The sequence below is a fragment of the Blastococcus sp. MG754426 genome (assembly GCF_021699055.1).
Classification (GTDB): domain Bacteria; phylum Actinomycetota; class Actinomycetes; order Mycobacteriales; family Geodermatophilaceae; genus Blastococcus.
The window spans coordinates 40030-66122 of record NZ_SSXC01000033.1; the positions used below are offsets into that span (position 1 = coordinate 40030).

Genomic DNA, 26093 nt, shown 5'->3' on the forward strand with positions numbered 1-26093 from the left:
AAGTCGCGTCGATCACCGTGTTGCCTTTCCGTCCAGGACGGTCGCGGTCCCCCGCAGGAACGTCGCGACCACCCGGCCGGGGAGCTCCCGGCCGGCATAGGGGCTGTTGCGGCTGCGGCTGGCCAGCGCCGCGGGGTCGACCGCCGCGCGGGCGGTCGGGTCGACGAGCACCAGGTTGGCGGGCTCGCCGGGGGCGATCGGGCGGCCGTGGTCGGCCAGGCGGCCGATCTGCGCGGGGCGGACCGACATGCGGTCGGCGACCCCGGCCCAGTCCAGGCGGCCGGGCTCGACCATCGTCTCGATCACGACCGAGAGCGCCTGCTCCAGCCCGAGCATCCCGGGCCGGGCCTGCGCCCACTCGCTCTCCTTGTCCTCCACCGCGTGCGGGGCGTGGTCGGTGCCGACGGCGTCGATCGTGCCGTCGGCCAGCCCGGCGCGCAGGGCCTCGACGTCGGCGTCCGTCCGGAGCGGCGGGTTCACCTTGAACACCGGGTCGTAGGACTCCGCGCAGGCGTCGGTGAGCAGCAGGTGGTGCGGGGTCACCTCGGCGGTCACCCGGACACCGCGGGACTTCGCCCAGCGCAGGATCTCCACCGAGCCCGCCGTCGAGACGTGGCAGACGTGCAGCCGGGCACCGACGTGCTCGGCGAGCAGCACGTCGCGGGCGATGATCGCCTCCTCCGCGGCGGCCGGCCAGCCGGTGAGCCCGAGCCGGGCGGAGCGGTCGCCCTCGTGCATCTGCGCGCCGGCGGTGAGCCGCGGCTCCTCGGCGTGCTGGGCGATCACCCCGTCGAAGGCCTTCACGTACTCCAGCGCGCGGCGCATGAGCGCGGGGTCGGCGACGCAGTGCCCGTCGTCGGAGAAGACCCGCACCCGGGCGGCGGAGTCGGCCATCGCGCCGAGCTCGGCCAGCCGCTCGCCCGCCAGCCCGACGGTCACCGCGCCCACCGGGACGACGTCGACCAGACCCGCCTCCTGACCCAGCCGCCACACCTGCTCGACCACCCCGGCGGTGTCGGCGACCGGGTCGGTGTTGGCCATGGCGTGCACCGCGGTGAACCCGCCGAGCGCCGCGGCGCGGGAACCGGTCTGCACCGTCTCGGCGTCCTCGCGGCCGGGCTCGCGCAGGTGGGTGTGCAGGTCGACCAGGCCGGGCAGCGCGACCAGGCCGGCGGCCTGCACCACCTCGGCGCCGGTCGCGTCCAGCGAGTCGCCGATCGCGGCGATCCGGCCGTCGGTGACCAGGATGTCGGCGGGCGCGCCCCCGAGGGGGCGGGCGCCCTTGATGAGGTAGGTCGTCACTGGGGGGAGCCTCCGAGCAGCAGGTAGAGCACGGCCATGCGGGTGGAGACCCCGTTGGCGACCTGCTCGACGATCGTGGAGCGGACGGAGTCGGCCACCTCGGCGGCGATCTCCATGCCGCGGTTCATCGGGCCCGGGTGCATGACGATCGCCTCGTCGGGCAGCGCGGCCATGCGCCGGGCGTCCAGCCCGTAGCGGCGGCTGTACTCGCGGGCGCTCGGGAAGAACGAGGCGTTCATCCGCTCCGCCTGCACCCGCAGCATCATCACCACGTCGCTCTTGGGCAGCGCCGCGTCCAGGTCGTAGCCCACCTCGGCCGGCCAGCTGCCCACACCCACCGGCAGCAGGGTCGGTGGGGCGACCAGCGTCACCTGGGCGCCCAGGGTGTGCAGCAGCCCGACGTTGGAGCGGGCCACCCGGCTGTGCAGGACGTCGCCGACGATCGTCACGCGGACCCCGTCGAGCCGGCCCAGCCGCTGCCGGATCGTGTAGGCGTCCAGCAGCGCCTGCGTCGGGTGCTCGTGGGTGCCGTCGCCGGCGTTGACCACGCTGCCGCGCACCCAGTGCGCCAGCCGGTGCGGGGCCCCGGAGGCCGAGTGCCGGACGACGACGCCGTCGGCACCCATCGCCTCCAGGGTCAGCGCGGTGTCCTTCAGGCTCTCGCCCTTGGAGACGCTGCTGCCCTTCGCGGAGAAGTTGATGACGTCGGCGCTCAACCGCTTGGCGGCGAGCTCGAAGGAGATGCGCGTGCGGGTGGAGTCCTCGTAGAAGAGGTTCACCACCGTGCGGCCGCGCAGGGTGGGCAGCTTCTTGACCTCGCGACCGGCCAGCGCCTGGTCGATCTGCGCGGCGGTGTCGAGCACCAGCGTCGCGTCGTCCCGGTCGAGGTCGGCGGCCTCCAGCAGGTGCCGCTTCACCGGTTGCCCTCCTCGGTCACGAGCACCTCGTCGACCCCGTCGACCTCGGTCAGGTGCACCCGCACCTGCTGGGCCCGCGACGTCGGCACGTTCTTGCCGACGAAGTCGGCGCGGATCGGCAGCTCGCGGTGCCCGCGGTCGACCAGCACCGCCAGCTGGACGCTGCGCGGGCGGCCCAGGTCGCGCAGGGCGTCCAGCGCCGCGCGCACCGACCGGCCGGAGAACAGGACGTCGTCGACCAGGACGACGAGCCGGTCGTCGATCCCGCCGTCGGGCAGGACCGTGGGCTCCAGCGCCCGGACGCCGCGCAGCCGCAGGTCGTCGCGGTACAGCGTGATGTCGGCGGTGCCGACGTCGACCGCGACGCCGGTGAAGGCCTCGATGCGGGCGGCCAGCCGGCGGGCGAGCGGAGCGCCGCGGGTCGGGATGCCGACGAGCACCAGGTCGGAGAGCCCGGCGGTGCCGTCTCCCCGCCCACCCCCGGGGTCGACGTCGTCATCACCCACCCCACCAGCCCGGGCGTACCGCTCGATGAGCTGGTGGGCCATGCGGTCGACGACGCGGGCGACGTCGGCGGGCGAGAGGAGGGTGCCGGGAGTGCTGCCGGGTGGGGTGCTCCGGGCAGGATCGGACGAGCGGGCCATGAGGCCTCCTTCCCCGCCTCACGGGACGGGTCGTTAAAGGAGTGGTCGGACCGCCGACGACGGTACTGCACGACCCCTCCGCGCCGACCGGCCCCCGGACGCGCCCGGGGGCGCGTCGCCCGCCTGCGCTTTCGCGCCGACCCCGCTGTTGCGATCCCCGCTTCGCACGTACGCTGCGTGACGAACAGCCCCGATCCGAGACGACGGACAGTGAGCAGACAGCGATGAGCACCGACTACTCACGGGCCCTCGGCGCCCGGCTCCGCGCGATCCGCAACCAGCAGGGCCTCTCCCTGCAGGGGGTGGAGGACAAGTCGCACGGCCGCTGGAAGGCGGTCGTCGTCGGCTCCTACGAACGCGGTGACCGGGCCGTGACCGTCCAGCGCCTCTCCGAGCTCGCGGTGTTCTACGGCGTGCCGGTGTCCGAGCTGCTGCCCGACCCGCGCCCCAGCTCCGCGGTGACCTCCACCAACAAGATCGTGCTGAACCTGGAGTCGCTGGGCTCGCTGCCCGCCGACGAGGCCGGCCCGCTGGCGCGCTACGCCTCGACCATCCAGGCGCAGCGCCACGACTACAACGGCAAGGTGCTGTCGATCCGCGCCGAGGACCTCAAGTCCCTGGCGATCATCTACGACATGAGCCCCGACGAGCTCACCTCGCGGCTGATCGAGTGGGGCGTGCTCTCCCCCGGCATGGAGGGCATCGTCAGCTCCGGCGGGGACGAGGAGCTCGAGGAGGACGTGGACGACACCTGGGGGGACCGCCGGCGCTCCCCGCGCTGATAGAAGGACCCCTGCCCCCGGCGCTCGCACCGGGTCCCTGCAGGGGGCCGTTCCATCGGTTCACCGGGGCCCCGGACACGCGCGGTGGGTGCTGTCGCCGGGGTCGCCGATGTGCCAGGGTGCGGCGACCCGGGCGCACGACCGGGAGGTGGGAGACCGGCGTGCCGGCGGTGCACATGGCGGGGGTCGCCAAGACCTACCGCGGGCGGGGCGGCCAGGTCCTCCGGGCGCTCGACGGCCTGGACATGACCGTCGACTCCGGCGGCGTGCACGGGCTGCTGGGACCCAACGGATCGGGCAAGACCACCTCCATCCGGATCCTCCTCGGCCTGGTGCGGCCCACCGCCGGTGACGTGCGGCTGCTCGACCGGCCGGTGCCCGACGACCTGCCCCGGGTGATCGGCGAGGTCGGCGCGCTGGTGGAGACGCCGCTGTTCTTCCCCGGCTTCACCGGCCGGCGCAACCTCCGGCTGCTCGCCGAGACCGCGGGGGTCCCCGCGGCGCGTGTCGAGGAGTGCCTGGAGCTGGTGGACCTGCGCGAGCGCGCCGACGAGCGGTTCACGGGCTACTCGCTCGGGATGAAGCAACGTCTCGGCATCGCCGCGGCGCTGCTCAAGGCGCCCCGCCTGCTCGTCCTGGACGAGCCGAGCAACGGGCTGGACCCGGCCGGCATCCGCGACGTCCGGGAGCTGATCCGGCGGCTGGGGTCCGGCGGCCGGACGACGGTGCTGCTCTCCTCCCACCTGCTCCCGGAGATCCAGCAGGTCTGCGACTCGGTGACCATCCTCGCCCGGGGCCGCCAGGTGGCCGCCGGGCCGGTCTCCTCCGTCCTGGACCGGGCCGGCACCGGCGACGTCCGGGTCGCGGTGCCCGACCCGGCCGCCGCCGCCGCGGTGCTGCAGGGCGCCGGCTTCTCCGTCTCCCCCGCACCCGACGGGCAGATCCTCGTGCACGGCGCCCCCGCCCCCGGCGAGATCACCCGGGTGCTGGCCGGCCACGGCCACTACGTCGAGGAGCTGGTCCGCGTGACCCCCGACCTGGAGAGCGCCTTCCTCGCGATCACCGGGGATCGGGCGTGAGCGCGGCGACCGAGCAGCCGACGACCACCCCGGGCCCGGCCGCCAACCGGGCGCGGGGCAGCCTGTTCCGCGCCGAGGTGCTCCGGTTCACCTCGCGCCGGTTCATCCAGGTGCTGCTCGGCCTGGCACTCCTCGGCTGGCTCGGCGCCGTCGTCATCGGGCTGCTGAACTTCGGCGAGCCGAGCGACGCCGACCTCGCCACCGCGACCCAGCAACGCGACCAGTTCCTCGCCGCCGAGCAGGAGTTCCGGCAGGTCTGCGAGCAGGACGCCGAGCAGGCCGGACAGCCCGTCGACCAGTTCTGCGGCCCGGCGCTGACCGCCTCCGACGTCCCGGTCCAGGACTTCCTCACCACGGCCCCGTTCGACCTCGCCTCGGCCGGCGAGCCCGGGGCCATCGGCTTCGCCGCCGCCGCCGCGGTCCTCGCCTTCCTGGTCGGCGCCACCTGGATCGGGGCCGAGTGGTCCACCCGCACGATCGTCGCCCTGCTGTTCTGGGTGCCCCGCCGGCTGAAGGTCATCGGCACCAAGGCCGCCGTCCTCGCCCTCGCCGCGCTGGCCCTGGGCGTCCTCGCGCAGCTCGGCTGGCTGGCGATGGCGTGGGTGCTCGACGCGCTCGTGGGCACCGACGACCCGCTCCCGGACGGCTTCTGGTCCGGGCTGCTGGCGGTGCAGGCCCGCGGCGTCCTGCTCGCGGTGCTGGTCGGGCTGATCGGCTTCGGCCTGGCCAACCTGACCCGCAACACCGGGGCGGCGCTGGGCGTGGCGTTCGTCTACTTCGCCGTGGTGGAGAACGCGCTGCGCATCTGGGACCCGATGGTCGACCGGTGGCTGGTGGTCTCCAACTCGGTCGCGCTCGTCGCCCCCGGCGGGTTCCGGGTGTTCGACCACAGCGAGTCCAGCAGCAGCGGCGAGCCCCCGTCCTACCTGCTCACCAACCTGCACGGCGGGCTGGTGGTGACCGCTTTCGCCGCGGTGGTCGTCGGGGCCGGGGTCTGGCTCTTCGTCCGGCGCGACCTGCACTGAGGAAGCCCCCCCGGCAGCGTCGTCTTCGGCGTCGCGGGCCCGGTGACCCCGGGGTCGCTCCCCACCCCGGGGTCACCCTGCTGCCGGGCTCAACGGGTGGTGAAGGCCCACCGCTCGGGGGCGACGGGCAGGCCCGCGACATCCGCGACCCCGGCGGTCAGGACCACCGTGTACGTCGCGCCCGCCGCGAGGTCCGCGGTGGGGTTGAGGATCACGGTGCTGCTGGTGGCGTTGTAGTTCACCGTCGCCGGGACCGTCGAACCGTCCGGCGCCTCGAGCCACACGACGGACGCGTCGGGCTTGCGCATCGGCTCGCTGAAGGTGATGAACACGTTGGCCGCCCGGCCCACGCCGGTGGCGTCGGGGTCCGGCGCGCGGCTGGTGACCGTCGGCGCGACCGTGTCCGACGGGGCCGTCCCGACGGTGAACGTCCAGCTCGTCGGCGCCAGCGGGTTGCCGGCCAGGTCCACCACACCCTCGGTCAGCACGACCGTGTAGGTGCCGGCGGCCAGATCGGCATCCGGGTTGACGATCACCGTCCTGGTCGTCCCGTTGTAGTTGACCGCCGCGGGGACCCGCGAGCCGTCCGCCGCCTCCAGCCACACCGCCGACGCAGCCGGCCTGACGACCGGCTCGCTCATGCCGACCAGCACGTTCGCGCCCCGGGCCACCCCCGTCGCGCCCGCCGCGGGCGACTGGGCGGTGACCGTCGGCGGCACGGTGTCCCCGGACGCCGTGCCGCTCGTGGTGAACGTCCAGCTCGTCGGCGCCAGCGGGTTGCCGGCCAGGTCCACGACGCCCTCGGTCAGCACGACCCTGTGGGCGGTGCCGGCAGCGAGGTCGGCATCCGGGTTGACGATCACCGTCCTGGTCGTCGCGTTGTAGTTGACCGCCGCGGGGACCTTCGAGCCGTCCGGCGCCTCCAGCCAGACCGATGCCGGGTCGGGTCTCGCGACGGCCTCGCTCATGCCGACCAGCACGTTCGCGCCCCGGGCCACCCCGGTCGCGTCCGGCTGGGGTGACCGGCTGGTGACCGTGGGCGCGGTGCGGTCGTTGTCCGGACCCTCGCCGCTGGTGACGAACGACCAGCTGGTCGTCGCCGGCGGGTTCCCCGCGGCGTCGGTGACCGCCTCGCTGACGGTGGCGGTGTAGCGGGTACCCGCGGCCAGGGGGTCGGTGGTGCCCGGGTACGGGTTGAGGGTGGCCACGCCGGTGGTCCGGTTGTAGGAGACGCCCGCGGCCACCGCCGTCCCGTCGGATGCGGTCAGCGTGAAGGTCGAGGCGCTGAGCCCGGTGACCGGCTCGTCGAACGCGACGGCGACGTTGGTCAGCCGGCCCACGTCGCGGCTGTCGGGGGCCGGGGTCAGGGTGACCGCCCGGGGAGGCAGCAGGTCCTGGCTGAAGCCCTCGCAGCCGGGCGCGGGGCCGGTCACGTCCGCCAGGCCGTCCACGAGCATGGACTCCCGCGGCAACGGCTCGGTGTGGCCGAACCCGATCGCGTGCCCGTCCTCGGTCAGCAGCGCCTGCCGCCGCTGCGCCTCGCTCAGGCCGTCGCTGTTGCGGAAGCCGGGGTAGGGCGCCCGGTACCGCACGACGAAGCCGCCGTGCACCCCGGGGTCGGCCTCGATGGTGTCCGGGGTGGCGCGGTACTTGCCGCTCTCGTTGCGGAACTCGCCGGAGTCGAGCTCCGCCGGTGGGATGACGGTGCCGTCGAAACGCCGGGCGACACCGTGGACGACGACGGAGTCGGCCGTACCGTCCCCGTCCTCGTCCGCCGACTGCGGAGCGCCGGTCCAGCGGATGTCGTCGACCGTCACCTCGTTGCGGGCCTTCCCCGCGTACACCACGACCCGGTCGCCGGGCCTGATGTCGGGGGTGCCGCCGGCCCAGCAGTCCCCCGGGAAGGGCGTCCCCGTCTCGACGCCGTGGTTGACCTCCAGCCCGACGCCCTCGTCGGTGCCCCAGGCGGGGCCCTGGGCGACGCCGATGAGCGCGCCGTCGCGGAGGACCTCCACCCGGATGGTCTGGCCGATCGTGCCGTAGCCGAAGACCCCGACGAAGTCGAGGTTGTGGAAGACGGTGATGTTCTTGCCGGGCCCGACACCCGGCCCGGTGAGGGACGCCGACGCCGGCACCGTGCCGGCGAGGACCGGCGCGACCAGGGCGACCGCCGTCCCGGCGGCTGCGGCCCTCCACCGACGACGGTGGGCACGGGGTTGCTGCACCTGGCGCTCCTCGCACTCCGGTGGTCGGGGCCTCCGCCCCTCCGGACCCCGACGGCGCGTGCCCGCCCGGACCGGTCGACCACCGGCGATGGTGCTGCATCCCGCCGTCCGGGCGACCCCCTCGGGAGGGGGTGGGGCCACCCCCAGACCTGGCGGCGCCGCCGGTCAGGCGGTGGGGACCTCGGCGGCGAGGATGGCGCCGAGGACGCCGTTGACGTACCGGGGCGACTCGTCGGTGGAGATCGCGCGGGCGAGCTCCACCGCCTCGTCGATGACGACGGCGTCGGGCACGTCGTCCACCCAGAGCAGCTCGAAGGTCGCCATGCGCAGGATCGCGCGGTCCACGTCGGGCAGCCGCTGCAGCGACCAGCCGGCGGTGTGCGTCTCGATCAGCTCGTCGATGCGCGCCCCGTGCTCGGCGACACCCTCGACGAGGCGGATGGCGTGGTCGGGGATCGGGGGGTTGCCGTCGGCGACCCGCTCGCGGAGCAGCTCCACCCGCTCCCGGCCCCGCACGTCGGCCTCGTAGAGGACGTCGACGGCGCGCTTGCGCGCCTTGGTCCGCGCAGCCACGGAGTCAGCTCGCGGTCAGTTGACGCGGCCGAGGTACCGGCCGTCGCGGGTGTCGACCTTGAGCTTCTCACCGGTGCTGATGAACAGCGGCACCTGGATCTGCGCGCCGGTCTCCAGCGTCGCGGGCTTGGTGCCACCGGTGGAGCGGTCGCCCTGCAGGCCCGGGTCGGTGTGCTCGACGACGAGCTCCATGGTCACCGGCAGCTCGACGTACAGCGGGGTGCCCTCGTGCACCGCGACGATGACCTCGGTGTTGTCGAGCAGGTAGTTGGCGCCGTCGCCCACGGTCTCGGCCGGCACGTAGATCTGCTCGAAGGTGTCGCCGTCCATGAAGACGAAGTCGGTGCCCTCCTTGTACAGGTAGGTCATCGACCGCTTGTCCACGGTGGCGGTCTCCACCTTGGTGCCCGCGTTGAAGGTCTTGTCGACGACCTTGCCCGACAGCACGTTCTTCAGCGTCGTGCGCACGAACGCCCCGCCCTTGCCGGGCTTGACGTGCTGGAAGTCGGTGACGGTCCAGAGCTGCCCGTCCAGGTTGAGGACGATGCCGTTCTTCAGGTCGTTGGTGGTAGCCATCTAGAGGACCAGCAGTTCCTTGCTCGTGAGGGTCAACAACTCGGGCGCGTCGTCGGTGACGATCAGGGTGTCCTCGATCCGGACACCGCCGTGGCCGGGCAGGTACACGCCCGGCTCCACGGTGACGGCCATACCGGCGGCCAGAGTACCCGCGCCCTGCTGGCCGATGCCCGGCGCCTCGTGGATCTCCAGGCCCACGCCGTGCCCGAGGCCGTGGGTGAAGTGCTCGCCGTGCCCGGCCGCGACGATCACGTCGCGCGCGGCGGCGTCGACGGCGACGACGTCGGCCCCCACCGCGAGCGCCGCCCGGCCGGCCGCCTGGGACTCCGCCACCAGGGCGTAGACCTCCCGCTGCCAGTCCGCCGCCCGGGCCAGCACCAGGGTGCGGGTCATGTCGGAGTGGTAGCCCTCGACGGTGGCGCCGAAGTCGAGCTTGAGGAAGTCCCCGGGGCGCAGCTCGGTGCGGTCGGGCCGGTGGTGCGGGATGGCCGAGTTCGCCCCGGTGGCCACGATCGTCTCGAACGACGGCGCCTCGGCACCCAGTGCCAGCATCCGGGCGTCCAGCTCGCGGCCCACCTCCAGCTCGGTGCGGCCCGGGCGCAGCGCGCCCTCGGCGGCGAGCTCGGCCAGCGCCTGGTCGGCGACGGCGCACGCCCGGCGCAGCGACTCGACCTCGTCGGCGTCCTTCACCGCGCGCTGGGCCTCGACCGCCCGGCGCACCGACGCCAGCTCCGGGACGGGCCCGCCCGCGGCGGCGTCGGCGAGCACCCGCTCCAGCCCGTGCAGCCCGTCGACGGTGAGGTCGTGGGACTCGTAGCCGATCCGCCCCGAACCGCGGCGCACCGCCTCCCGGGCCAGCGCGGGCACGGTGGCCCGGTCGACGAGCAGCTCCACGTCGGGCACCTGCACGCCGGCCTGGGTGGTGTAGCGGCCGTCGGTGCCGAACAGGTCGCGGCCGTCGACCCGCAGCAGCAGGGCGCCGTTGGAACCGGTGAACCCGGTGAGGTACCGGACGTTGAGCAGGTTGGTGACCAGCACGGAGTCCAGCCCGCGCTCCGCGGCGGTGGCCCGGAGCACCTCGCGCCGCTCACGGGCGCGGCTCACGAGACACCCCGCAGCGTCATCCACTGCAGCGCCAGCACGTAGCCGTGCACGCCGAGGCCGGCGATCGTGCCGTCGGCCACCCGCGAGACGTAGGAGTGCCGCCGGAACTCCTCGCGGCGGTGGATGTTGCTGATGTGCACCTCCACCACCGGGGCCGTGACCGCGGCGAGGGCGTCGTGCAGGACGACGGACGTGTGCGTCCACCCCCCGGGGTTGATCACGACGGGGGCGCCGGCGTCGGTCGCCTCGTGGACCCAGCGCAGCAGCTGGCCCTCGTCGTCGGTCTGGCGCACCAGCACCTCGACGCCGAGCTCCCGGGCGGCCGTCTCCACCAGCTCGACCAGCTGGTCGTAGGTGGTGGTGCCGTAGATCTCGGGCTCGCGGGTGCCGAGCCGGCCGAGGTTCGCGCCGTTGAGCACGTGGATCGTCATGAGTCGTCTCCGGAGACGGCGGCCCAGGCCGCGTCGAGCCAGGCCTGGTCGGGATCGGTCAGGATGCGGGGGTTGCCCAGCCCGTCGAGGACGACGAACCGCAGCGAGGCGCCGCGGGCCTTCTTGTCCACGCGCATGACCTCCTGCAGCCGGGCCCAGTCGCCGGCGTAGGTGGTGGGCAGCCCCATGGCGGTGAGCAGCTCGCGGTGCCGGTCGACCTCCGCGCGGGTGAGCAGCCCGGCCTGCCCCGCCAGCTCGGCGGCGAACACCAGCCCCACGGCGACCGCCTCGCCGTGGCGCCAGCCGAAGTCCTCGACCCGCTCGACCGCGTGCCCGAGGGTGTGGCCGTAGTTGAGGAACTCCCGGACACCGGTGTCCAGCAGGTCCTCCCCCACCGCCGCGGCCTTCACCCGCACCGCGCGCTCGATGAGCTCCTCGGTGTCGCGGCGCCCCGTGGGGTCGGCGGCCAGCAGCTCGAGGATCCGGCCGTCGGCGATGAAGCCGCACTTGACGACCTCGGCCAGCCCGGCACGGAACTCCGCGTCGGGCAGCCCGGCCAGCAGATCGGTGTCGGCGAGCACGCCGGCGGGCGGGTGGAACGCGCCGACCAGGTTCTTGCCGGCGGCGGTGTTGATGCCCGTCTTCCCGCCGACGGCGGCGTCGACCATGCCGAGCAGGCTGGTGGGCACCTGGACGACGCGGATGCCGCGCGTCCAGGTGGCGGCCAGGAAGCCGGCGAGGTCGGTGACCGCGCCACCGCCGAGCCCCACGACGGCATCGGACCGGGTCAGGCCCAGCCGGCCGAACTCGTCCCACACCTCGGCGGCCACCTGCGCGGTCTTGGCCGCCTCGCCGTCCGGGACCACGACCGCCTCGGCCGCGACGCCGGCGGTCTGCAGCGTCTCCACGGCGGCGCCGGCGGCGGCGGCGAGCGGTGGGGCGTGCACCACGGCCACCTTGGGGGTGCCGGCCAGGACGAGCGCGAGCTCCGCCTGGGCGCCGGGGCCGATGACGACCTCGTAGGGCCGCTCCCCCGCGACGGGGACGCGGCGGGTCACCGGCCCCCCTCCGGGTCCAGGACGGCGAGCACCTCGGCGACGACCTCCTCCGGCGGGCGCCCCGCGGTGGCGACGCGGTGCGTGGCCACCTCCGTGTAGAGCGGGGCGCGCTGTTCGAGCATGGCGCGCAGCATCGCGCGCGGGTTGACGGCCAGCAGCGGGCGGTCGCGGGACAGCCCGACCCGGCGGGCGGCGGAGGCGACGTCGACGTCGAGCCAGACGACGGCCCCGCCGGCCCGGCCGTGGGCCACGAGCAGCTCACGGGTCGCGGCGCTGGTCACCGCGCCCCCGCCCAGCGCGAGCACCCCCGGGTGCTCGCCGAGCGCCCGGGCGACCGCCTGCTCCTCCAGCGCGCGGAAGTGCGGCTCGCCGTGCTGGACGAACAGGTCGGCGACGGTCGACCCGGTGGACTCCTCGACGTCGCGGTCGGTGTCGCGGAAGGCGAGCCCCCGCGCGGCGGCGACCGCCGTGCCGACCGTCGTCTTCCCCGAGGCGGGCGGGCCGACGAGGACCAGGGCCGGACGGCTCACCGGTAGCGCAGGGCGTCGAGGTAGGCCTGCGCGTTGCGCCGGGTCTCGGCGACCGAGTCGCCGCCGAACTTCTCCAGCGCGGCGTCGGCCAGCACGAGCGCCACCATCGCCTCCATGACGACGCTGCCGCGCGGCACGGCGCACGCGTCGCTGCGCTGGTTGATGGCGACGGCGGCCTCCCCGGTGGCGACGTCGACGGTCTGCAGCGCGCGGGGGACGGTGCTGATCGGCTTCATGGCGGCGCGGACGCGCAGCACCTCGCCGTTGGTCATGCCGCCCTCGATGCCCCCGGCCCGGTCGGTGAGCCGCTGCACCCGCCGGCCGTCGTCGGCCAGGACGATCTCGTCGTGGGCCACCGAGCCGCGGCGGCGGGCGGTCTCCAGCCCGTCGCCGACCTCCACGGCCTTGACCGACTGCACCCCCATGAGGGCGGCGGCCAGCCGGGCGTCCAGGCGCCGGTCCCAGTGCACGTGGCTGCCCAGACCGGGCGGCAGCCCGTGGACGACGACCTCGATGACGCCGCCGAGGGTGTCCCCGTTCTTGCGGGCGTCGTCGATCTCGGCGGTCATCCGCTCGCTGGTGGCGGGGTCGGCGCAGCGCACCGGGTCCTCGTCCAGCCGCGGGTTGTCGTCGGGCCCGGGCACCAGCCCGTCGGGCGCGGCCACCGGCCCGATGCCCACCACGTGGCTCACGACCGACACCCCGAGCGCCTGCCGCAGGAACGCCTGGGCGATGGCGCCGAGGGCGACCCGGGCGGCGGTCTCGCGGGCGCTGGCCCGCTCGAGCACCGGCCGGGCGTCGTCGAAGCCGTACTTCTGCATGCCGGCGAGGTCGGCGTGACCGGGCCGCGGGCGGGTCAGCGGCGCGTTGCGCGCCTGCCCGGCGAGGACCTCGGCGTCGACCGGGTCGGCGGACATGACCGTCTGCCACTTCGGCCACTCGGTGTTGCCCACCTGCACCGCGATCGGCCCGCCCTGGGTGCGGCCGTGGCGGACCCCGCCGGTGAGGGTGACGACGTCCTGCTCGAAGGACATCCGGGCACCCCGCCCGTGGCCCAGCCGGCGGCGGGCGAGCTGCAGGTCGAGGTCGGCCGTCTGCACCTCGACCCCGGCCGGGAGGCCCTCGAGGATGGCGGTGAGCTGCTGGCCGTGCGACTCACCGGCGGTCAGCCAGCGCAACATGCAGCGCATTGTGCCTTACCCGGGCTCCGTCCCGAGGCGCGCCCCGAGCCTGCGGGGGGTGCGGAGGACGGGGTCCCTCACCCGGCGGGTGGCAGCCCGCCGAGCGCCAGGGCCAGGGCGGCGCCGGCCAGCAGCGGTGGGCCGAACGGCACGGTGCTGCGCCAGCCCGCCCGCCCGGTCGCCACCAGCACCAGCGAGACCAGTGCCCCGGCGACCAGGCCGAGGAAGAGACCGGCGAGCAGCACGCCCCAGCCCGCCCAGCCGAGCACCATCCCCAGCAACCCGAGCAGCTTGACGTCGCCGAACCCCAGGCCCGCGGGCGCGGCCAGCCGCGCGGCTCCCGAGAGGAGCAGGGCGGCGGCGCCCGCCCCGAGGGCCCGGAGCAGCGCCGCCCAGGTGCCCAGCACCGCGGCGTCGGCGAGCAGGGCTGCTCCGCAGACGACGGCGGCGGGGAGGAGGACGCGGTCGGGCAGCCGGTGCGCCGCCAGGTCGACGCCGCCCAGCACGACCGCCGCGCCCGCGGCCCAGGCCAGCGCCAGCGTCGCGGGGCGGGGCCCGCCGAGCAGCACCGCAGCGGCCAGCGCCCCCGCCGTGAGCGCCGCGGTCAGCGCCACCCGGGCCGGCGACGGGGTGGCGGCGTCGTCCCGGGCGGCCAGGCGGACGGTGCCCCGCGCCAGGACGGGCCCGAGGACCGACCCGGCGACCACCGCGGCGCCGGCGAGGACGGCGTCGGACACCTCCACGGCGGTCGGCTCAGCGGGCGTCGAGCGCGGCGCGCATGGCGCCGATGGGCGCCGGCTGCCCGGTCATGAGCTCCACCTGCGCGGTGGCCTGCCAGAACAGGACCTCCAGCCCGCTGATCACCGCGCCGCCGGCGGCGGAGACCCGCTCGGCCAGCGGGGTGGGCCAGGGTGCGTAGAGGACGTCGAGCACGGTCTGGCCGCCGTGCCACTGCAGGGCCGCGACGGCCGGCTGGCCCGCCACCGGGACGGTGCTGACCACGACGGGCGCCTCGACCAGCGTCCCGGCCAGGGGCAGCACCCGCGCCGTCACGCCGAGGGTCTCCAGGACCCGCACCACGTCACCGGCCCGGGCCGGCTCGCGCACGACGACGTCGACCCGCTCGGCGCCCAGCGAGGCCAGCGCCACCGCCGCGGCCGCCGCCGTCCCCCCGGCGCCGAGCAGCGCCGCGTGCCGCACGTCGTCGACGCCGGCCACCTGCAGCGCGGTGCCCACGCCGGCGACGTCGGTGTTCTCGGCCCGCCAGCCGGCCGGGGTGCGGACGAGGGTGTTGGCCGCTCCGAGCAGCCGCGGGAGGGGCTCCACCACGTCGGCGACCGCGACCGCGGCCTGCTTGCAGGGCATCGTCACCGAGAAGCCGCGCCACTCCTCGCCGAGCCCGGCCAGCAGCACCGGCAGGTCCTCGGCCCCCACGTCGAGGGCGTCGTAGCTCCACCCGGTGAGCCCCAGCGCCGCGTAGGCGGCACGGTGCAGCAGCGGGGAGAGCGAGTGGCTCACCGGCCGCCCGAGGACCGCTGCCCGCTGCGGCCGCTCAGCCACCGCACCCGAGGCCGGCGTCGGCGCACCGCTGGCGGGCCTGCTGGAACTCGGCGTAGTCGCTGGTGAAGAAGTGCGCCCCGTCCTGCGACTCGAGCACGTAGTACAGGAGGTCACCGGTGCTGGGGGCCAGCGCCGCCTCCAGGCTCGCCTCGCCCGGCGAGCTGATCGGGGTCGGGGGCAGGCCGCGCCGGTTCCGCGTGTTGTACGGGTCGTCGCTCTGCAGGTCGGTGACGGTCAGCTCGTTGCCGCTCTTGTCCAGGCCGTAGGCCAGCGTCGCGTCGATGCCCAGCGCGATGCCGGCGTCCAGCCGGTTGTAGATGACCTGGGCGACGTCCGGCCGCTCCTCGTCGAGCCGGGTCTCCGACTGGATCATCGAGGCGATGGTGACCACCTCGCCGGGCGTGCGCCCGAGGGCGGCGGCCCGCTCCTCCAGCTGCAGCCGGGCGGCGACCTCGTCGAAGGTCTCGACCATGCGCTGCAGCATCTGCTGCGGGGTGGTGCCGGGCTCGAAGTCGTAGGTCGCCGGGAAGAGGTAGCCCTCGAGCTGCCCACCCGCGTACGGGGGCAGCGGCAGCGCGGCGGGATCGGCCGCCGCCTCGAGCTCCGCCAGCGGCGTGCCGGTCTGCTCGGCGAGCCGGGCGAGGACCTGGTCCACGGTGAAGCCCTCGGGCACGGTCACCCGCGAGACCTGGCGGGAGGCCGGGTCCAGCAGCAGCTCCAGGGCGCCCTGCCCGCTCATCTGCAGCCGCAGCGAGTAGACGCCGGGCTGGATGCCGGTGGCCGCGGGTTCGTCCTGGGCGGCATCCACGAAGGGACCTGTGGAGGCGATGACGTCGGCGTCGGCCAGGGTGCGGGCGATGTCGGTGAGCGTGTCGCCCTGCTGCACCCGGACGTCGACGCTACCGGTGCCGGGGCCCGCGTAGTCCCGGGCCTCCGGGTCGAGCATCCCGAGCAGCCGCTGCCCGGCGAGGACGATGCCGACGACCATCCCGCCGAGGATCAGCAGGGCCAGCCCGATCGCCAGGGGGCGGCGGCGCCGGCGGCGGCGCTGCGGGTCCGAGCGCGGGTCGTAGGGGGCGACCGGGATCTCGTCGTCGTGCAGCAGGCCGCCGTCGTCGGGGTCCCCGTGCCGGTCCAGGTCGTCCTGCGGGTGGAGCGCGACCGTCTCGTCGTCGGCGACGGCCCCGGGGGCGTCGTCGTCCCGGCGCCGGCGCAGGCCCCGTCGCCGCGGCCGGTCGTCGTCGACGTTCGCGCCGATGACGTCGAGCCCGCCGGTCGGGTCGTCCGCGGCGGGCTCGGCCGGCGGCTCCTCGGTCGCGTCGTCGCGCGGGCCGGAGAGCCGGGGGGCGGCGACGGTCGCGTCGTCGTCCATGTCGTCCTCGCGCGGCCGCAACCGGTTCCACGCGCCGGCCGGCATCGGCGGCAGCGGGGCCGAGGGGTGCTGGCGGCCGGGGACGGGGTCGTCCCCGCCGGCGTGCCGGGCGACCGGGAGGTGGCCGCCGGTGGGGCCCGGCGGGAAACCACCGGCGGGGGCGCCGAAGCCGGTCGGGAACGGCGCCGGCATGCCACCGGTTCCGTCGTCGAACGCGTGCCTCCCCCGCCGTGGCCCGCCGGGCGCGGTCACGAGGGGGCCTTCCGGCTGTCCAGGTACTGCTGCAGGATGACCACGGCGGCCGCCTGGTCGATCACCGCGCGCTGCCGACGGCTGTCGATGCCGCCGTCCCGGAGGTGGCTGGCTGCGGTCACGGTCGAGAGCCTCTCGTCGATCAGGTTCACCGGCACGTCCGGGATCCGGTCGGCCAGTTCCTGTGCGTAATCGGCAGCATCCTGCGCCGAGGCACCGGCGGCACCGGACAGGTGCACCGGCTCCCCCACGACCACCTCTGACACCTCGTGCTCCACCACCAGGGCGGCCAGGCGGTCCAGGTCGGCCCCGTCCCTGGCGCGGCGGAGGGTCTCCAGCGGGCCGGCGAGGGTGCCGGTCGGGTCCGACAGCGCCAGACCGACCCGCACCGTGCCGACGTCGACGCCCAGCACCCGGCCCCGCGCGGGACCGGCGCCGGGGCGGCGCGGGGGCACCTGGAGGTGCTCCGGCCAGCCGCCGGACAGGTCGATCTCGGTGGTCTCGTGCGTGACCGGCGGGAAGCCCTGGCTCAGGTCGATCTCGGTCGTCGGGTGGTACGTCGGCTGCTCGCCCGTGGACGGGCGCGGGCGCGCCGGCGGCACCGCCGGCAGGTCGCGCCGCCGGCCACCGACCGGACCGGTGTCCTCGGGGTTGTACTCGGTGTCGGGCACGTTGGTCACCTTCCCGTGGCGGTCGCGACCGCCTGCTCGCCGGCCTGCAGTGCCGCGGGGATTCCCGCGGGATCGGTTCCGCCTCCCTGGGCGACGTCGGACTTGCCGCCACCGCGGCCACCGACGGGTGCCGAGGCCGCCTTGAGGACGTCGTTGGCCGACAGCCCCCGGGCGACGGCGGCCGGGTTCAGCGCCGCCACCAGCGCCACCTTGCCACCGGACTCCGACGCCAGCAGCACGACGGCCGGCCGGTCGGCGCCGAGGCGGCCGCGGACGTCGAGCGCCAGCGTGCGCAGGTCGCCGCCGCCCAGACCGGCCGGGGACCCGGTGACGACGGCGACGCCGCCGACGTCCGCCGCCGCCGCCGCGAGCTCGCCGGCGGCCGCCAGCGTCTGCTGCGCGCGCAGGTCGGCCAGCTCGCGGTCCAGGTCGCGCAGCCGCGACACCATGCCGCTGACCCGCTCGACCAGGCCGTCCTGCGGCGACTTGAGGATCTCGGCGAGCTGGCGCACCAGGTCGCGCTCGCGCGCCAGGTACCGGAAGCCCTCGAGCCCCACGACGGCCTCGACGCGCCGGGAGCCGGAGCCCACCGAGGACTCCCCGGTGAGCGCCAGCGTGCCGATCTGCGCGCTGCCGCGCACGTGGGTGCCACCGCAGAGCTCGCGCGACCACGGGCCGCCGATCTCCACGACGCGCACCTGCTCGCCGTAGGTCTCGCCGAACAGCGCGAGCGCGCCGAAGGCCTGCGCCTCGGGCAGCGTCATCCAGGAGGCGGTGACCCGGTGGTCGGCGCGGACGGCGGCGTTGGCGACGTCCTCGATGTCGGCGCGCTGCTGCGCGGTGAGCGCGCCCTGCCAGGCGAAGTCCAGCCGCAGGTAGCCCGGCCGGTTGTAGGAGCCCGACTGCAACGCCTGCGGGCCGAGGACCTGGCGCAGCGCGGCGTGCACCACGTGGGTGCCCGAGTGCGCCTGGCAGGCCGACAGCCGCCACTCGCGGTCCACCTCGGCGGTGAGCTCGGCACCGGCTCGGAGCTCGCCCTCGAGCACCCGCACCTGGTGGGCGACCAGGCCCTTGACCGGGCGCTGCACGTCGATCACCTCGGCACGGCCGCCGTCCCAGGTGAGCAGGCCCGCATCGGCCACCTGGCCGCCGGACTCGGCGTAGAACGGCGTGCGGTCCAGCACCACACGGGTGATCTCGCCCGGCCCGGCCGGGCGGTCGCCCTCGTCCTCGCCCTCGGCGACGACGCCCAGCACGCGCGAGTCGGTGCGCAGGGTCTCGTAGGCCCGCCAGTCGGTGGGGCCGTGCTCGGCGAGCAGCCGCCGGTAGGCCAGGACGTCGACCGACCCGGTGCGCTTGGCGCGGGCGTCGGCGCGGGCGCGGTCGCGCTGCTCCTGCATCAGGGCCCGGAAGCCCGCCTCGTCGACGGTGACGCCCTGCTCGGCGGCCATCTCGAGGGTGACGTCGATGGGGAAGCCGTAGGTGTCGTGGAGGGAGAACGCCTGCTCGCCGGAGAGCTTCGGGGCACCGGCCTGCTTGGCCTGCCGAACCGCCGTGTCGAACAGCGCCGTGCCGGAGGTGAGGGTGCGGCGGAACGCCTCCTCCTCGGCGTAGGCGACCGAGGAGATGCGCGCGAAGTCGGTCTCCAGCTCCGGGTAGCTGGCCTTCATGGCGTCCCTGGACACCGGCAGCAGCTCGGGCAGGGTGGCCTCGTCGACGCCGAGCAGCTTCATGGAGCGGACCGCGCGGCGCAGCAGCCGGCGCAGGATGTAGCCGCGGCCCTCGTTGCCGGGTGCGACGCCGTCACCGATGAGCATCAGCCCGCTGCGCACGTGGTCGGCCACGACCCGCAGCCGCACGTCCGCCTCGGCGTCCTTGCCGTAGGTGACCCCGGCGAGCTCGGCGGCCCGGCGCAGCACCGGGGCGACCTCGTCGATCTCGTACATGTTGTCGACGCCCTGCAGCAGGAAGGCCACCCGCTCCAGGCCCATGCCGGTGTCGATGTTCTTGTTCGGCAGCTCGCCGACGACCGTGAACTCCTCCTTGCTCCGGACGTCGGTGAGCTCGTACTGCATGAAGACCAGGTTCCAGATCTCCAGGAACCGGTCGCCGGCGGTGTCGACCAGCGGGCCGCCGTCGGGGCCGTACTGCGGGCCGCGGTCGAAGTAGATCTCCGAGCAGGGGCCGCCCGGGCCGGCCGCCCCGGTGTGCCAGTAGTTGTCCTTCTTGCCCAGTCGCTGGATCCGCTCGACCGGCAGCCCGGCGATGCGGTGCCAGGCGTCGGCGGCCTCGTCGTCGTCGAGGTAGACCGTCACCCAGATGCGGTCGGGGTCGAAGCCCAGCCCGCCGTCCTCCAACCGCCCGGTGATCAGGTCCCAGGCGTGCTGGATCGCCCCCTCCTTGAAGTAGTCGCCGAAGGAGAAGTTGCCGTTCATCTGGAAGAACGTGCCGTGCCGGGTGGTCTTGCCCACCTCCTCGATGTCGAGGGTCCGCACGCACTTCTGGACGCTCGTGGCCCGCGGGAAGGGCGCGGGCTCCCGGCCGGTGAGGTACGGGATGAAGGGCACCATGCCGGCGACGGTGAACAGCAGCGAGGGGTCGGGCGACACCAGCGAGGCGCTGGGGACGACGGTGTGGCCGCGGGAGGCGAAGTGCTCCAGGAAGCGGCGGCGGATCTCGGCGGTCTGCATCTCAACTCAGTTCTGCGGGGCCCGGTGCGCGTGCGGCGCGGGCCGGTGGGTCAGAGGTCGGCGGCGTGCGCGCCGCCGCGGCGGCCGGGGAGCTCCACCTGGGACGGGTCCGGCAGCGGCGCGTCGAGGCCGGTGCCGGCGCGCAGCTCCTGCTCCCGCTCGGTCATGGCCTCGCGGACGTCGGCGCCGAAGTCGCCGATGGCGTCGGCGAGGTCGCGCAGCCCGTCGGCGATGGAGGCCCCGATGCCGGCCGGCGTCATCTTCTCGGCGGCGGCGGAGAGCTTGCGGACGACGAGGGCGCCGATGGTGATGCCCATCGCGAGCCAGAACAGCCGGCGCATCAGGCGGCCCGCCGGGCGGCCCGGCGCGCGCGGCGCGCCTCCTTGTCGCGGCGGGCGGCCTCGGCGATCGCCTGGCCCTCCCGCTTCTTCTTGGCGGCGCTGCGGACGCCGTAGCTGAAGGCGGCCACCTTGATCAGCGGGCTGCCCAGGGTGGCGGCGACGACGCTGGTCAGCGCCGCGACGTTGCTGGAGACGTTGGCCGCGTTGCCGGTGATGTCGTCGACCCGCTCCAGGTTGCTGTTCACGTGCGCGACCGTGGTGCCGGCCTGGCTCAGGATCGGCGCGCTCTGCTCGCGGACCTGGCGGATGGTCAGGGTCGTCTCGTCGAGCGTCCGGCCGAGCTTGAGCAGCGGGACGGCCACGAGCACGACCAGCAGCACCAGGGCCCCGGCTGCGATCAGCCCGGCGATCTCTCCTACGGACACGCGTGCTCCTGTTCTCGGGTGGTACGGCGCCGGGAGGCGACGTTCCGGCCCCGTCACACTAGTCGCGGGGCCGCCGGACCGTCCGTGCCCCGCCGCCGGGTCAGCGGGTCCGGCGGACGATCGCGCGCAGCTTCGCCAGCCGCTCGCCCAGCCGCCCCTCGACGCCGCGGTTGGTCGGGCGGTAGTAGTCCCTGCCCACCAGCGCGTCCGGCGGGTACTGCTGGGCCACGATGCCGTCGGGGTGGGCGTGGGGGTAGGCGTAGGTCTTGCCGTGGCCGAGCTTCTTGGCCCCGGCGTAGTGCGCGTCGCGCAGCCCGGGCGGCACCGGGCCGGCCAGTCCCGCGCGGACGTCGGCCACCGACTCGCCCATCGCGACCGTGACCGCGTTCGACTTGGGTGCCGTGGCCAGGTGGACGACGGCCTGGGCGAGCGGGAAGTGGCCCTCGGGCATGCCGATGAACTGCACCGCCTGCATCGCGGCGACCGCCGTGGTCAGCGCGGTCGGGTCCGCCATGCCGATGTCCTCGCTGGCGCTGATCACCAGCCGCCGGGCGATGAACCGCGGGTCCTCCCCCGCCTCCACCATGCGGGCCAGGTAGTGCAGCGCGGCGTCGACGTCGCTGCCCCGGATGCTCTTGATCAGCGCGCTGGCGACGTCGTAGTGCTGGTCGCCCTGGCGGTCGTAGCGGACCGCCGCCTGCGCCACCGCCGTCTCCAGCGTGGCGAGGTCGATCTCGGTGGCGCCGACCGCGCGGGCCGCGCCGGCCCCGGACTCCAGCGCCGTGAGCGCCTTGCGCCCGTCGCCGCCGGCGATCCGCACCAGGTGTTCCTCCGCCTCCGCGGCGAGCGTCACCGCACCGTCCAGCCCGCGGTCGCTGGTCAGCGCCCGGTGCAGCAGCCGGCGGACGTCGTCGTCGGTGAGCGGCTGCAGCGCCAGCACCAGGCTGCGGGAGAGCAGCGGGCTGACCACGGAGAAGAACGGGTTCTCGGTGGTGGCGGCGATCAGGCTGACGATCCGGTCCTCCACCGCGGAGAGCAGGCTGTCCTGCTGGGTCTTGGAGAAGCGGTGGACCTCGTCGATGAACAGCACGGTGCGCCGGCCGGCGTAGGTGAGCTCGCGCTTGGCGCTCTGGATGACCGCGCGGACCTCCTTCACCCCGGAGTCCAGCGCCGACAGCTGCACGAACTGCCGCTTGGTGGCCAGCGAGATGACGTGCGCGAGGGTGGTCTTGCCGGTGCCGGGCGGGCCGTAGAGCACCAGCGACATCGGCTCGTCGGACTCGACCAGGCGGCGCAGCGGCGCGCGGTCGCCCAGGAGGTGCTGCTGCCCGACGACCTCGTCCAGCGAGCGCGGGCGCATCCGCACCGCGAGCGGGGCGCCCGGGTCGACGGCCGGCGCGCCTTCCTCGCCGGGTGCGGGGTCGAACAGCGAACTCACGGGTGGGAACGCTACCCGCGGGGCACGACAGGGCCCATGCAGCAGCGACGCATCGGAGACGTGACCGTGGGCGCCATCGGGCTGGGCGCCATGCCCCTGTCCACGAAGGACGAGCGCCCCTCGCAGGAGGACGCCGTCGCCGTGGTGCACGCCGCGCTGGACGCGGGGGTCACCCTGATCGACACCGCCGACGCCTACGCCCGCGACGAGTCGGAGTTCGGGCACAACGAGGAGCTCGTGGCCCGGGCGCTGGCCGGCTACGGGGGCGACACCTCCGCGGTGCTGGTCGCGACCAAGGGCGGGCACACCCGGCGCGGCACCGACTGGGAGCTCGACGGGTCGCCGGCCTACCTGCGGCGGGCCTGCGAGGGCTCGCTGCGGCGGCTCGGCGTGGACGCCATCGGCCTCTACCAGTTCCACCGGCCCGACCCGGCGACGCCGTGGGACGAGTCCATGGGCGCGCTGCGGCAGCTCGCCGACGACGGGCTGGTGCGCATGGTGGGGATCTCCAACGCCGACATCGCCCAGATCGACGTCGCCCGCTCGATCGTGGGCGATGCGCTGGTGAGCGTGCAGAACCAGTTCTCCCCCGGCTGGCGGCACTCGGCCGACGAGCTGGCGCACTGCGCGGGCCACGGGCTGGCCTTCCTGCCGTGGAGCCCGTTCGGCGGGGTGACCTCGGCGGGGTCGCTGGGCTCGACCGCGCCGGCCTTCGCCCAGGTGGCCGACGAGCTCGGGGTCTCGGTGTACCAGGTGACCCTCGCCTGGCACCTGGCGCAGAGCGACACCGTCGTCCCCATCCCGGGCGCGTCGCGGGTCGCCTCGGTGCGGGACTCGGTGGCCGCGGCCGGGCTGACCCTGTCCCCAGAGCAGCTGGCCCGCCTGGACGGCTAGCTAGGTCGAGACGGCGAACAGCGGCCAGCTGCCCGGGACCCCGCGCAGGGTCCGCACCCCCCGGTCGGCGAAGCCGAGCCCGGATCCCACCACGAGGTCCTTGACGGTCCCGGAGACGAGGACCTCGCCGGGCTCGGCCTCGGCCATCACCCGGGCACCGATGTGCACGGCCAGCCCGGCGATGTGCCCGCCGTCGAGCCGCTGCACCTCGCCGGCGTGGACGCCCACCCGCAGCCGCACGCCCGCGGCACCGGCGGAGTCCTGGACGGCCAGCGCGCAGCGGATCGCGCGGGCCGGGCCGTCGAAGGTGGCGAGCAGGCCGTCGCCGGCCACGTCGACCTCCACCCCGCCGAAGCGGGCCAGCTCGCCGCGCGCCAGCGCCAGGAACCGCTCGCGGATCCCCGCCCACGCGGCGTCGCCCACCCGCGCGACCAGCTCCGTCGAGCCGGCGACGTCGGCGAAGAGCACGGTGGCCAGGACGGTGCTGACGGCGGGCGGGGCGGGGCGGCTGCCGGTGAGGAACTCCTCGATCTCGGCCAGCGGTGTCTCGGTGTCGCCGAGGAAGAAGAGGTGGTCGGCGCCGTCCAGCTCCACGAGGCGGGCGCCGGGGATGCGCTCGGCCAGGTAGCGCCCGATCCCGACGGGGATCATCCGGTCACCGCGCCGGTGCAGGACGAGCGTGGGCACCCGGATCGCGGGCAGCACGTCGCGCAGGTCGATCTGCGGGTAGAGCTCGAACATGCGCCGCGCCATGCCGGGGCTGGCCCCCATGCGCTGGAGCGTGCCCCACCAGGCGCGCAGCGCGGTGTCGTGCCGGCGCTCGGGCGCCCACGCGCCGAGCCCCACCCCCTCGCCCCAGTGCTCGACCATGCCGGTGAGCAGGGCCGCCATGACCTCCGGCTGCAGCCCGGCGGGGAAGTCGGGCGCCTCGACGATGCGCGGGTAGGCCCCGTACAGCACCAGCGCCCGGGTGCGCTCGGGGTGCTGGGCGGCGAACAGCATGGCCATGGCGCCGCCCTCGGAGACCCCCAGCAGCGCGGCCTGCTCCGAACCGGCCGCGTCCATGACGGCGCGCAGGTCGTCGGTGCGCTCCTCGAGCGTCGCCGGACCGGGCACCGGGTCGGACAGCCCGGTGCCGCGCTTGTCGAAGAGGATCAGCCGGCTGAACTCCGCGAGCCGCTGCAGGAAGCGCCGCAGCGAGGGCTCCTGCCAGTTCCAGTCCAGGTGCGAGATGAACCCCGGGGCGGCGACGAGGTCCAGCGGGCCGTCCCCGACCACCTGGTAGGCGATGGACAGCTCCCCGCTGCGGGCGTAGCGCGTGCTGGGCAGCACGCCGCAGTCTGGCACGCCCGCGAGCGCCGCGGGGCCGCCCGCCGCGGGGTTCGATCAGCGGCCGAGCACGTCCCGCAGGGCCGCGAGCACGAGCGCCACCCGGTCCGGGGCGGCGTTGGGCCCCATGAGCCCGATCCGCCACACCGTCGCGGCGTAGGCACCCACTCCCCCGCCGATCTCCAGGTCGTAGCGTTCCAGCAGCTCCTTGCGCACCGCGGCGGAGTCCACGCCCTCGGGCACCTCCACCGTGGTCAGCTCCGGCAGCCGGTGGCCCTCGGCGGCGAAGAGCTCCAGCCCGAGCTCGGCCAGCCCCTCGTGCAGCAGCCGCCCGGCCTCGGCGTGCCGGGCGTGCACGGCCTCCAGGCCCTCCTCGAGGATCCGTCCCAGCCCGGCGTGCAGCGACACCACCATCCCGGTCGGGGCGGTGTGGTGGTACGTGCGGCCACCGGAGCCGGCCGCCTCCCCGGCGTAGCCGCCGAGCATGCCCAGGTCGAGGTACCAGCTCTGCGGCTTCTCGACCCGCCGCTCCCAGGCGCGGTCGGAGATGGTGAACGGCGCGAGCCCCGGGGGCACGCCCAGGCACTTCTGCGAGCCCGAGTAGGCCAGGTCCACGCCCCACTCGTCCAGCCGCACCGGGATCCCGCCCAGCGAGGTGACGCAGTCGGCCAGGAGCAGGGCGTCGCCCTTCCCGGCGGCGAGCGGCTCGAGGTCCGAGCGCACCCCGGTGGAGGTCTCGGCGTGCACGGCGGCGATGAGCTTCGGCGCCGGGTGCGCGGCCAGCACCCGCTCGGCGTCGACCGGCTGCCCCCACTCGTGCTCGACCGCGACGACCTCGGCCCCGCACCGGGCGGCGACGTCGGTCATCCGCTGCCCGAACAGGCCGTTCACCGCGACGACGACGACGTCACCGGGGCCCACGGTGTTGACGAACGCCGCCTCCATGCCCGCGGAGCCGGTGGCCGACAGCGGGAGCGTGCGGCGGTTGTCCGTGCCGAACACCTGGCGCAGCCGGTCGGACGTCTCGTCCAGCACCTGCAGGAACAGCGGGTCGAGGTGCCCCAGCAGCGGCAGGCCGAGCGCGGCGGTGGCCTCCGGGTAGGGGTTGGACGGGCCGGGACCGAGCAGGGTGCGGGCACGCAGCGGCATGCCCTGCAAACTACCGGCGTGGCCACCGATCAGCCGGGCGACCCGGACCGCACCGCCGCGCTCGCGATGTACCGCGCCTACGCCGCCACCCTGCCCGCCCCGCCGCTCGAGGAACCCGCGGTCGAGCGGTTCGGCGACGGCGCCGCGCTGGCCGACGAGCTGATCGGCCTGGTGCTCGCCGGGACCAAGCGGGCGACGGCGGCGCTGGTCGTCGACTTCCTCGACGACGGCCAGCCGCTCCCGCGCATCGGCGGGCACTGGGTGGCGTGCGACGGCAGCGGTGCGCCCCGCTGCGTCCTCCGGACGACGGAGCTGCGGCTCGGCCCCCTGCGCAGCGTGGACGAGGCCTTCGCCTGGGACGAGGGTGAGGACGACCGGACGCGGGAGAGCTGGCTGCGCGAGCACGAGCGCTACTTCCGGCGCACCCTGCCCGCACGCGGCCGGGCGTGGTCCGACGACCTCGAGGTGGTCTTCGAGCGCTTCCGCGTCGTCTGGCCGCCCGAGGTCGCCGGCTGACCCCCGCCCGCCGGGCGCCGACCCCCGCC

At 75.3% G+C, this 26093-nt stretch carries 26 protein-coding genes; 5 read left to right on the forward strand and 21 right to left on the reverse strand.

Annotated elements, in window-relative coordinates:
• Positions 1-12 precede the first annotated feature (12 nt).
• The 3 genes from E9549_RS12540 to pyrR are packed head-to-tail and all read right to left on the reverse strand — an operon-like array spanning position 13 to position 2863.
• A complete protein-coding gene (locus tag E9549_RS12540; protein WP_236826873.1) occupies positions 13-1302 on the reverse strand; it encodes a dihydroorotase in 1290 nt (429 codons plus the stop codon).
• Positions 1299-2219 carry an aspartate carbamoyltransferase catalytic subunit gene (locus E9549_RS12545; protein ID WP_236826874.1) on the reverse strand — a complete coding sequence of 307 codons (921 nt, stop codon included), beginning with the start codon at positions 2217-2219 and terminating at the stop codon, positions 1299-1301. Before E9549_RS12545 ends, E9549_RS12540 begins: the two co-directional genes overlap by 4 nt.
• Positions 2216-2863, reverse strand: coding sequence for a bifunctional pyr operon transcriptional regulator/uracil phosphoribosyltransferase PyrR (gene pyrR / locus E9549_RS12550; protein ID WP_236826875.1), 648 nt, complete (start codon positions 2861-2863; stop codon positions 2216-2218). Before pyrR ends, E9549_RS12545 begins: the two co-directional genes overlap by 4 nt.
• 224 nt (positions 2864-3087) lie before the next feature.
• Between pyrR and E9549_RS12555 the strand changes: the two genes are divergently transcribed.
• The 3 genes from E9549_RS12555 (at position 3088) to E9549_RS12565 (ending at position 5749) form a co-directional block, all read left to right on the forward strand.
• Positions 3088-3645, forward strand: a complete 558-nt coding sequence (locus E9549_RS12555) for a transcriptional regulator (RefSeq protein ID WP_236826876.1) — start codon at positions 3088-3090, stop codon at positions 3643-3645.
• Positions 3646-3806: 161 nt separating this feature from the next.
• Positions 3807-4724: an ABC transporter ATP-binding protein gene (locus E9549_RS12560; protein WP_236826877.1), complete on the forward strand. Its 918-nt coding sequence runs from the start codon at positions 3807-3809 to the stop codon at positions 4722-4724.
• The gene (locus E9549_RS12565) at positions 4721-5749 is read left to right on the forward strand and encodes an ABC transporter permease subunit (protein WP_236826878.1); all 1029 of its coding nucleotides are present in this window, start codon (positions 4721-4723) and stop codon (positions 5747-5749) included. Before E9549_RS12560 ends, E9549_RS12565 begins: the two co-directional genes overlap by 4 nt.
• 89 nt (positions 5750-5838) lie before the next feature.
• On the opposite strand, the gene E9549_RS24170 is transcribed toward E9549_RS12565, so the two are convergent.
• The 16 genes from E9549_RS24170 to E9549_RS12645 form a co-directional block, all read right to left on the reverse strand.
• Positions 5839-7974 carry an Ig-like domain-containing protein gene (locus E9549_RS24170; RefSeq protein ID WP_236826879.1) on the reverse strand — a complete coding sequence of 712 codons (2136 nt, stop codon included), beginning with the start codon at positions 7972-7974 and terminating at the stop codon, positions 5839-5841.
• A gap of 165 nt (positions 7975-8139) precedes the next feature.
• The gene (nusB, locus tag E9549_RS12575; RefSeq protein ID WP_236826880.1) at positions 8140-8547 is read right to left on the reverse strand and encodes a transcription antitermination factor NusB; all 408 of its coding nucleotides are present in this window, start codon (positions 8545-8547) and stop codon (positions 8140-8142) included.
• A gap of 15 nt (positions 8548-8562) precedes the next feature.
• A complete protein-coding gene (gene efp, locus E9549_RS12580) occupies positions 8563-9123 on the reverse strand; it encodes an elongation factor P (RefSeq protein WP_236826881.1) in 561 nt (186 codons plus the stop codon).
• Entirely contained in the window at positions 9124-10227 is a 1104-nt protein-coding gene (locus tag E9549_RS24175; protein ID WP_236826882.1) for a Xaa-Pro peptidase family protein, read from the reverse strand. It abuts the gene before it with no gap.
• The gene (aroQ, locus tag E9549_RS12590) at positions 10224-10658 is read right to left on the reverse strand and encodes a type II 3-dehydroquinate dehydratase (RefSeq protein WP_236826883.1); all 435 of its coding nucleotides are present in this window, start codon (positions 10656-10658) and stop codon (positions 10224-10226) included. Before aroQ ends, E9549_RS24175 begins: the two co-directional genes overlap by 4 nt.
• On the reverse strand, positions 10655-11716 hold the full coding sequence (aroB, locus tag E9549_RS12595; protein WP_236826884.1) for a 3-dehydroquinate synthase: 1062 nt from the start codon (positions 11714-11716) through the stop codon (positions 10655-10657). Before aroB ends, aroQ begins: the two co-directional genes overlap by 4 nt.
• Positions 11713-12246: a shikimate kinase gene (locus tag E9549_RS12600; protein WP_236826885.1), complete on the reverse strand. Its 534-nt coding sequence runs from the start codon at positions 12244-12246 to the stop codon at positions 11713-11715. The genes aroB and E9549_RS12600 overlap by 4 nt, the downstream gene beginning before the upstream one ends.
• Positions 12243-13427, reverse strand: a complete 1185-nt coding sequence (gene aroC, locus E9549_RS12605; RefSeq protein WP_236826886.1) for a chorismate synthase — start codon at positions 13425-13427, stop codon at positions 12243-12245. The genes E9549_RS12600 and aroC overlap by 4 nt, the downstream gene beginning before the upstream one ends.
• Before the next feature lie 77 nt (positions 13428-13504).
• Positions 13505-14170, reverse strand: coding sequence for a prepilin peptidase (locus E9549_RS12610; RefSeq protein WP_236826887.1), 666 nt, complete (start codon positions 14168-14170; stop codon positions 13505-13507).
• Between the two features lie 10 nt (positions 14171-14180).
• Positions 14181-14987 (reverse strand): shikimate dehydrogenase, encoded by an 807-nt coding sequence (locus E9549_RS12615; protein ID WP_236826888.1) that lies wholly within the window; start codon positions 14985-14987, stop codon positions 14181-14183.
• Positions 14980-16551: an endolytic transglycosylase MltG gene (gene mltG / locus E9549_RS12620; protein WP_236826889.1), complete on the reverse strand. Its 1572-nt coding sequence runs from the start codon at positions 16549-16551 to the stop codon at positions 14980-14982. The genes E9549_RS12615 and mltG overlap by 8 nt, the downstream gene beginning before the upstream one ends.
• 56 nt (positions 16552-16607) lie before the next feature.
• Positions 16608-17282, reverse strand: a complete 675-nt coding sequence (ruvX, locus tag E9549_RS12625) for a Holliday junction resolvase RuvX (RefSeq protein WP_236826890.1) — start codon at positions 17280-17282, stop codon at positions 16608-16610.
• Between the two features lie 5 nt (positions 17283-17287).
• On the reverse strand, positions 17288-19972 hold the full coding sequence (alaS, locus tag E9549_RS12630; RefSeq protein ID WP_236826891.1) for an alanine--tRNA ligase: 2685 nt from the start codon (positions 19970-19972) through the stop codon (positions 17288-17290).
• A 50-nt stretch (positions 19973-20022) separates the two neighbouring features.
• A complete protein-coding gene (locus E9549_RS12635) occupies positions 20023-20313 on the reverse strand; it encodes a hypothetical protein (protein ID WP_236826892.1) in 291 nt (96 codons plus the stop codon).
• Positions 20313-20738, reverse strand: coding sequence for a DUF948 domain-containing protein (locus tag E9549_RS12640; RefSeq protein ID WP_236826893.1), 426 nt, complete (start codon positions 20736-20738; stop codon positions 20313-20315). The genes E9549_RS12635 and E9549_RS12640 overlap by 1 nt, the downstream gene beginning before the upstream one ends.
• A gap of 100 nt (positions 20739-20838) precedes the next feature.
• Positions 20839-22176: a replication-associated recombination protein A gene (locus tag E9549_RS12645; RefSeq protein ID WP_236826894.1), complete on the reverse strand. Its 1338-nt coding sequence runs from the start codon at positions 22174-22176 to the stop codon at positions 20839-20841.
• A 36-nt stretch (positions 22177-22212) separates the two neighbouring features.
• Here E9549_RS12645 and E9549_RS12650 point away from each other — a divergent pair, with 36 nt between their 5' ends.
• Positions 22213-23070, forward strand: coding sequence for an aldo/keto reductase (locus E9549_RS12650; protein WP_236826895.1), 858 nt, complete (start codon positions 22213-22215; stop codon positions 23068-23070).
• On the opposite strand, the gene E9549_RS12655 is transcribed toward E9549_RS12650, so the two are convergent.
• Both E9549_RS12655 and E9549_RS12660 read right to left on the reverse strand, forming a co-directional pair.
• Positions 23071-24402: an adenylate/guanylate cyclase domain-containing protein gene (locus tag E9549_RS12655; RefSeq protein ID WP_236826896.1), complete on the reverse strand. Its 1332-nt coding sequence runs from the start codon at positions 24400-24402 to the stop codon at positions 23071-23073. It abuts the gene before it with no gap.
• Positions 24403-24456: 54 nt separating this feature from the next.
• Entirely contained in the window at positions 24457-25548 is a 1092-nt protein-coding gene (locus tag E9549_RS12660; protein ID WP_236826897.1) for an alanine--glyoxylate aminotransferase family protein, read from the reverse strand.
• 18 nt (positions 25549-25566) lie between these two features.
• Here E9549_RS12660 and E9549_RS12665 point away from each other — a divergent pair, with 18 nt between their 5' ends.
• Positions 25567-26064 carry an ASCH domain-containing protein gene (locus E9549_RS12665; RefSeq protein WP_236826898.1) on the forward strand — a complete coding sequence of 166 codons (498 nt, stop codon included), beginning with the start codon at positions 25567-25569 and terminating at the stop codon, positions 26062-26064.
• The last annotated feature ends 29 nt before the right edge of the window (positions 26065-26093 follow it).

Bases quoted from the DNA above. Each gene is read 5' to 3' on its own strand.
- pyrR (WP_236826875.1), bottom strand. From the start codon at position 2,863: ATGGCCCGCTCGTCCGATCCTGCCCGGAGCACCCCACCCGGCAGCACT.
- E9549_RS12555 (WP_236826876.1), top strand. From the start codon at position 3,088: ATGAGCACCGACTACTCACGGGCCCTCGGCGCCCGGCTCCGCGCGATC.
- efp (WP_236826881.1), bottom strand. From the start codon at position 9,123: ATGGCTACCACCAACGACCTGAAGAACGGCATCGTCCTCAACCTGGAC.
- aroQ (WP_236826883.1), bottom strand. From the start codon at position 10,658: ATGACGATCCACGTGCTCAACGGCGCGAACCTCGGCCGGCTCGGCACC.
- aroC (WP_236826886.1), bottom strand. From the start codon at position 13,427: ATGTTGCGCTGGCTGACCGCCGGTGAGTCGCACGGCCAGCAGCTCACC.
- mltG (WP_236826889.1), bottom strand. From the start codon at position 16,551: ATGCCGGCGCCGTTCCCGACCGGCTTCGGCGCCCCCGCCGGTGGTTTC.
- alaS (WP_236826891.1), bottom strand. From the start codon at position 19,972: ATGCAGACCGCCGAGATCCGCCGCCGCTTCCTGGAGCACTTCGCCTCC.
- E9549_RS12635 (WP_236826892.1), bottom strand. From the start codon at position 20,313: ATGCGCCGGCTGTTCTGGCTCGCGATGGGCATCACCATCGGCGCCCTC.
- E9549_RS12650 (WP_236826895.1), top strand. From the start codon at position 22,213: ATGCAGCAGCGACGCATCGGAGACGTGACCGTGGGCGCCATCGGGCTG.
- E9549_RS12660 (WP_236826897.1), bottom strand. From the start codon at position 25,548: ATGCCGCTGCGTGCCCGCACCCTGCTCGGTCCCGGCCCGTCCAACCCC.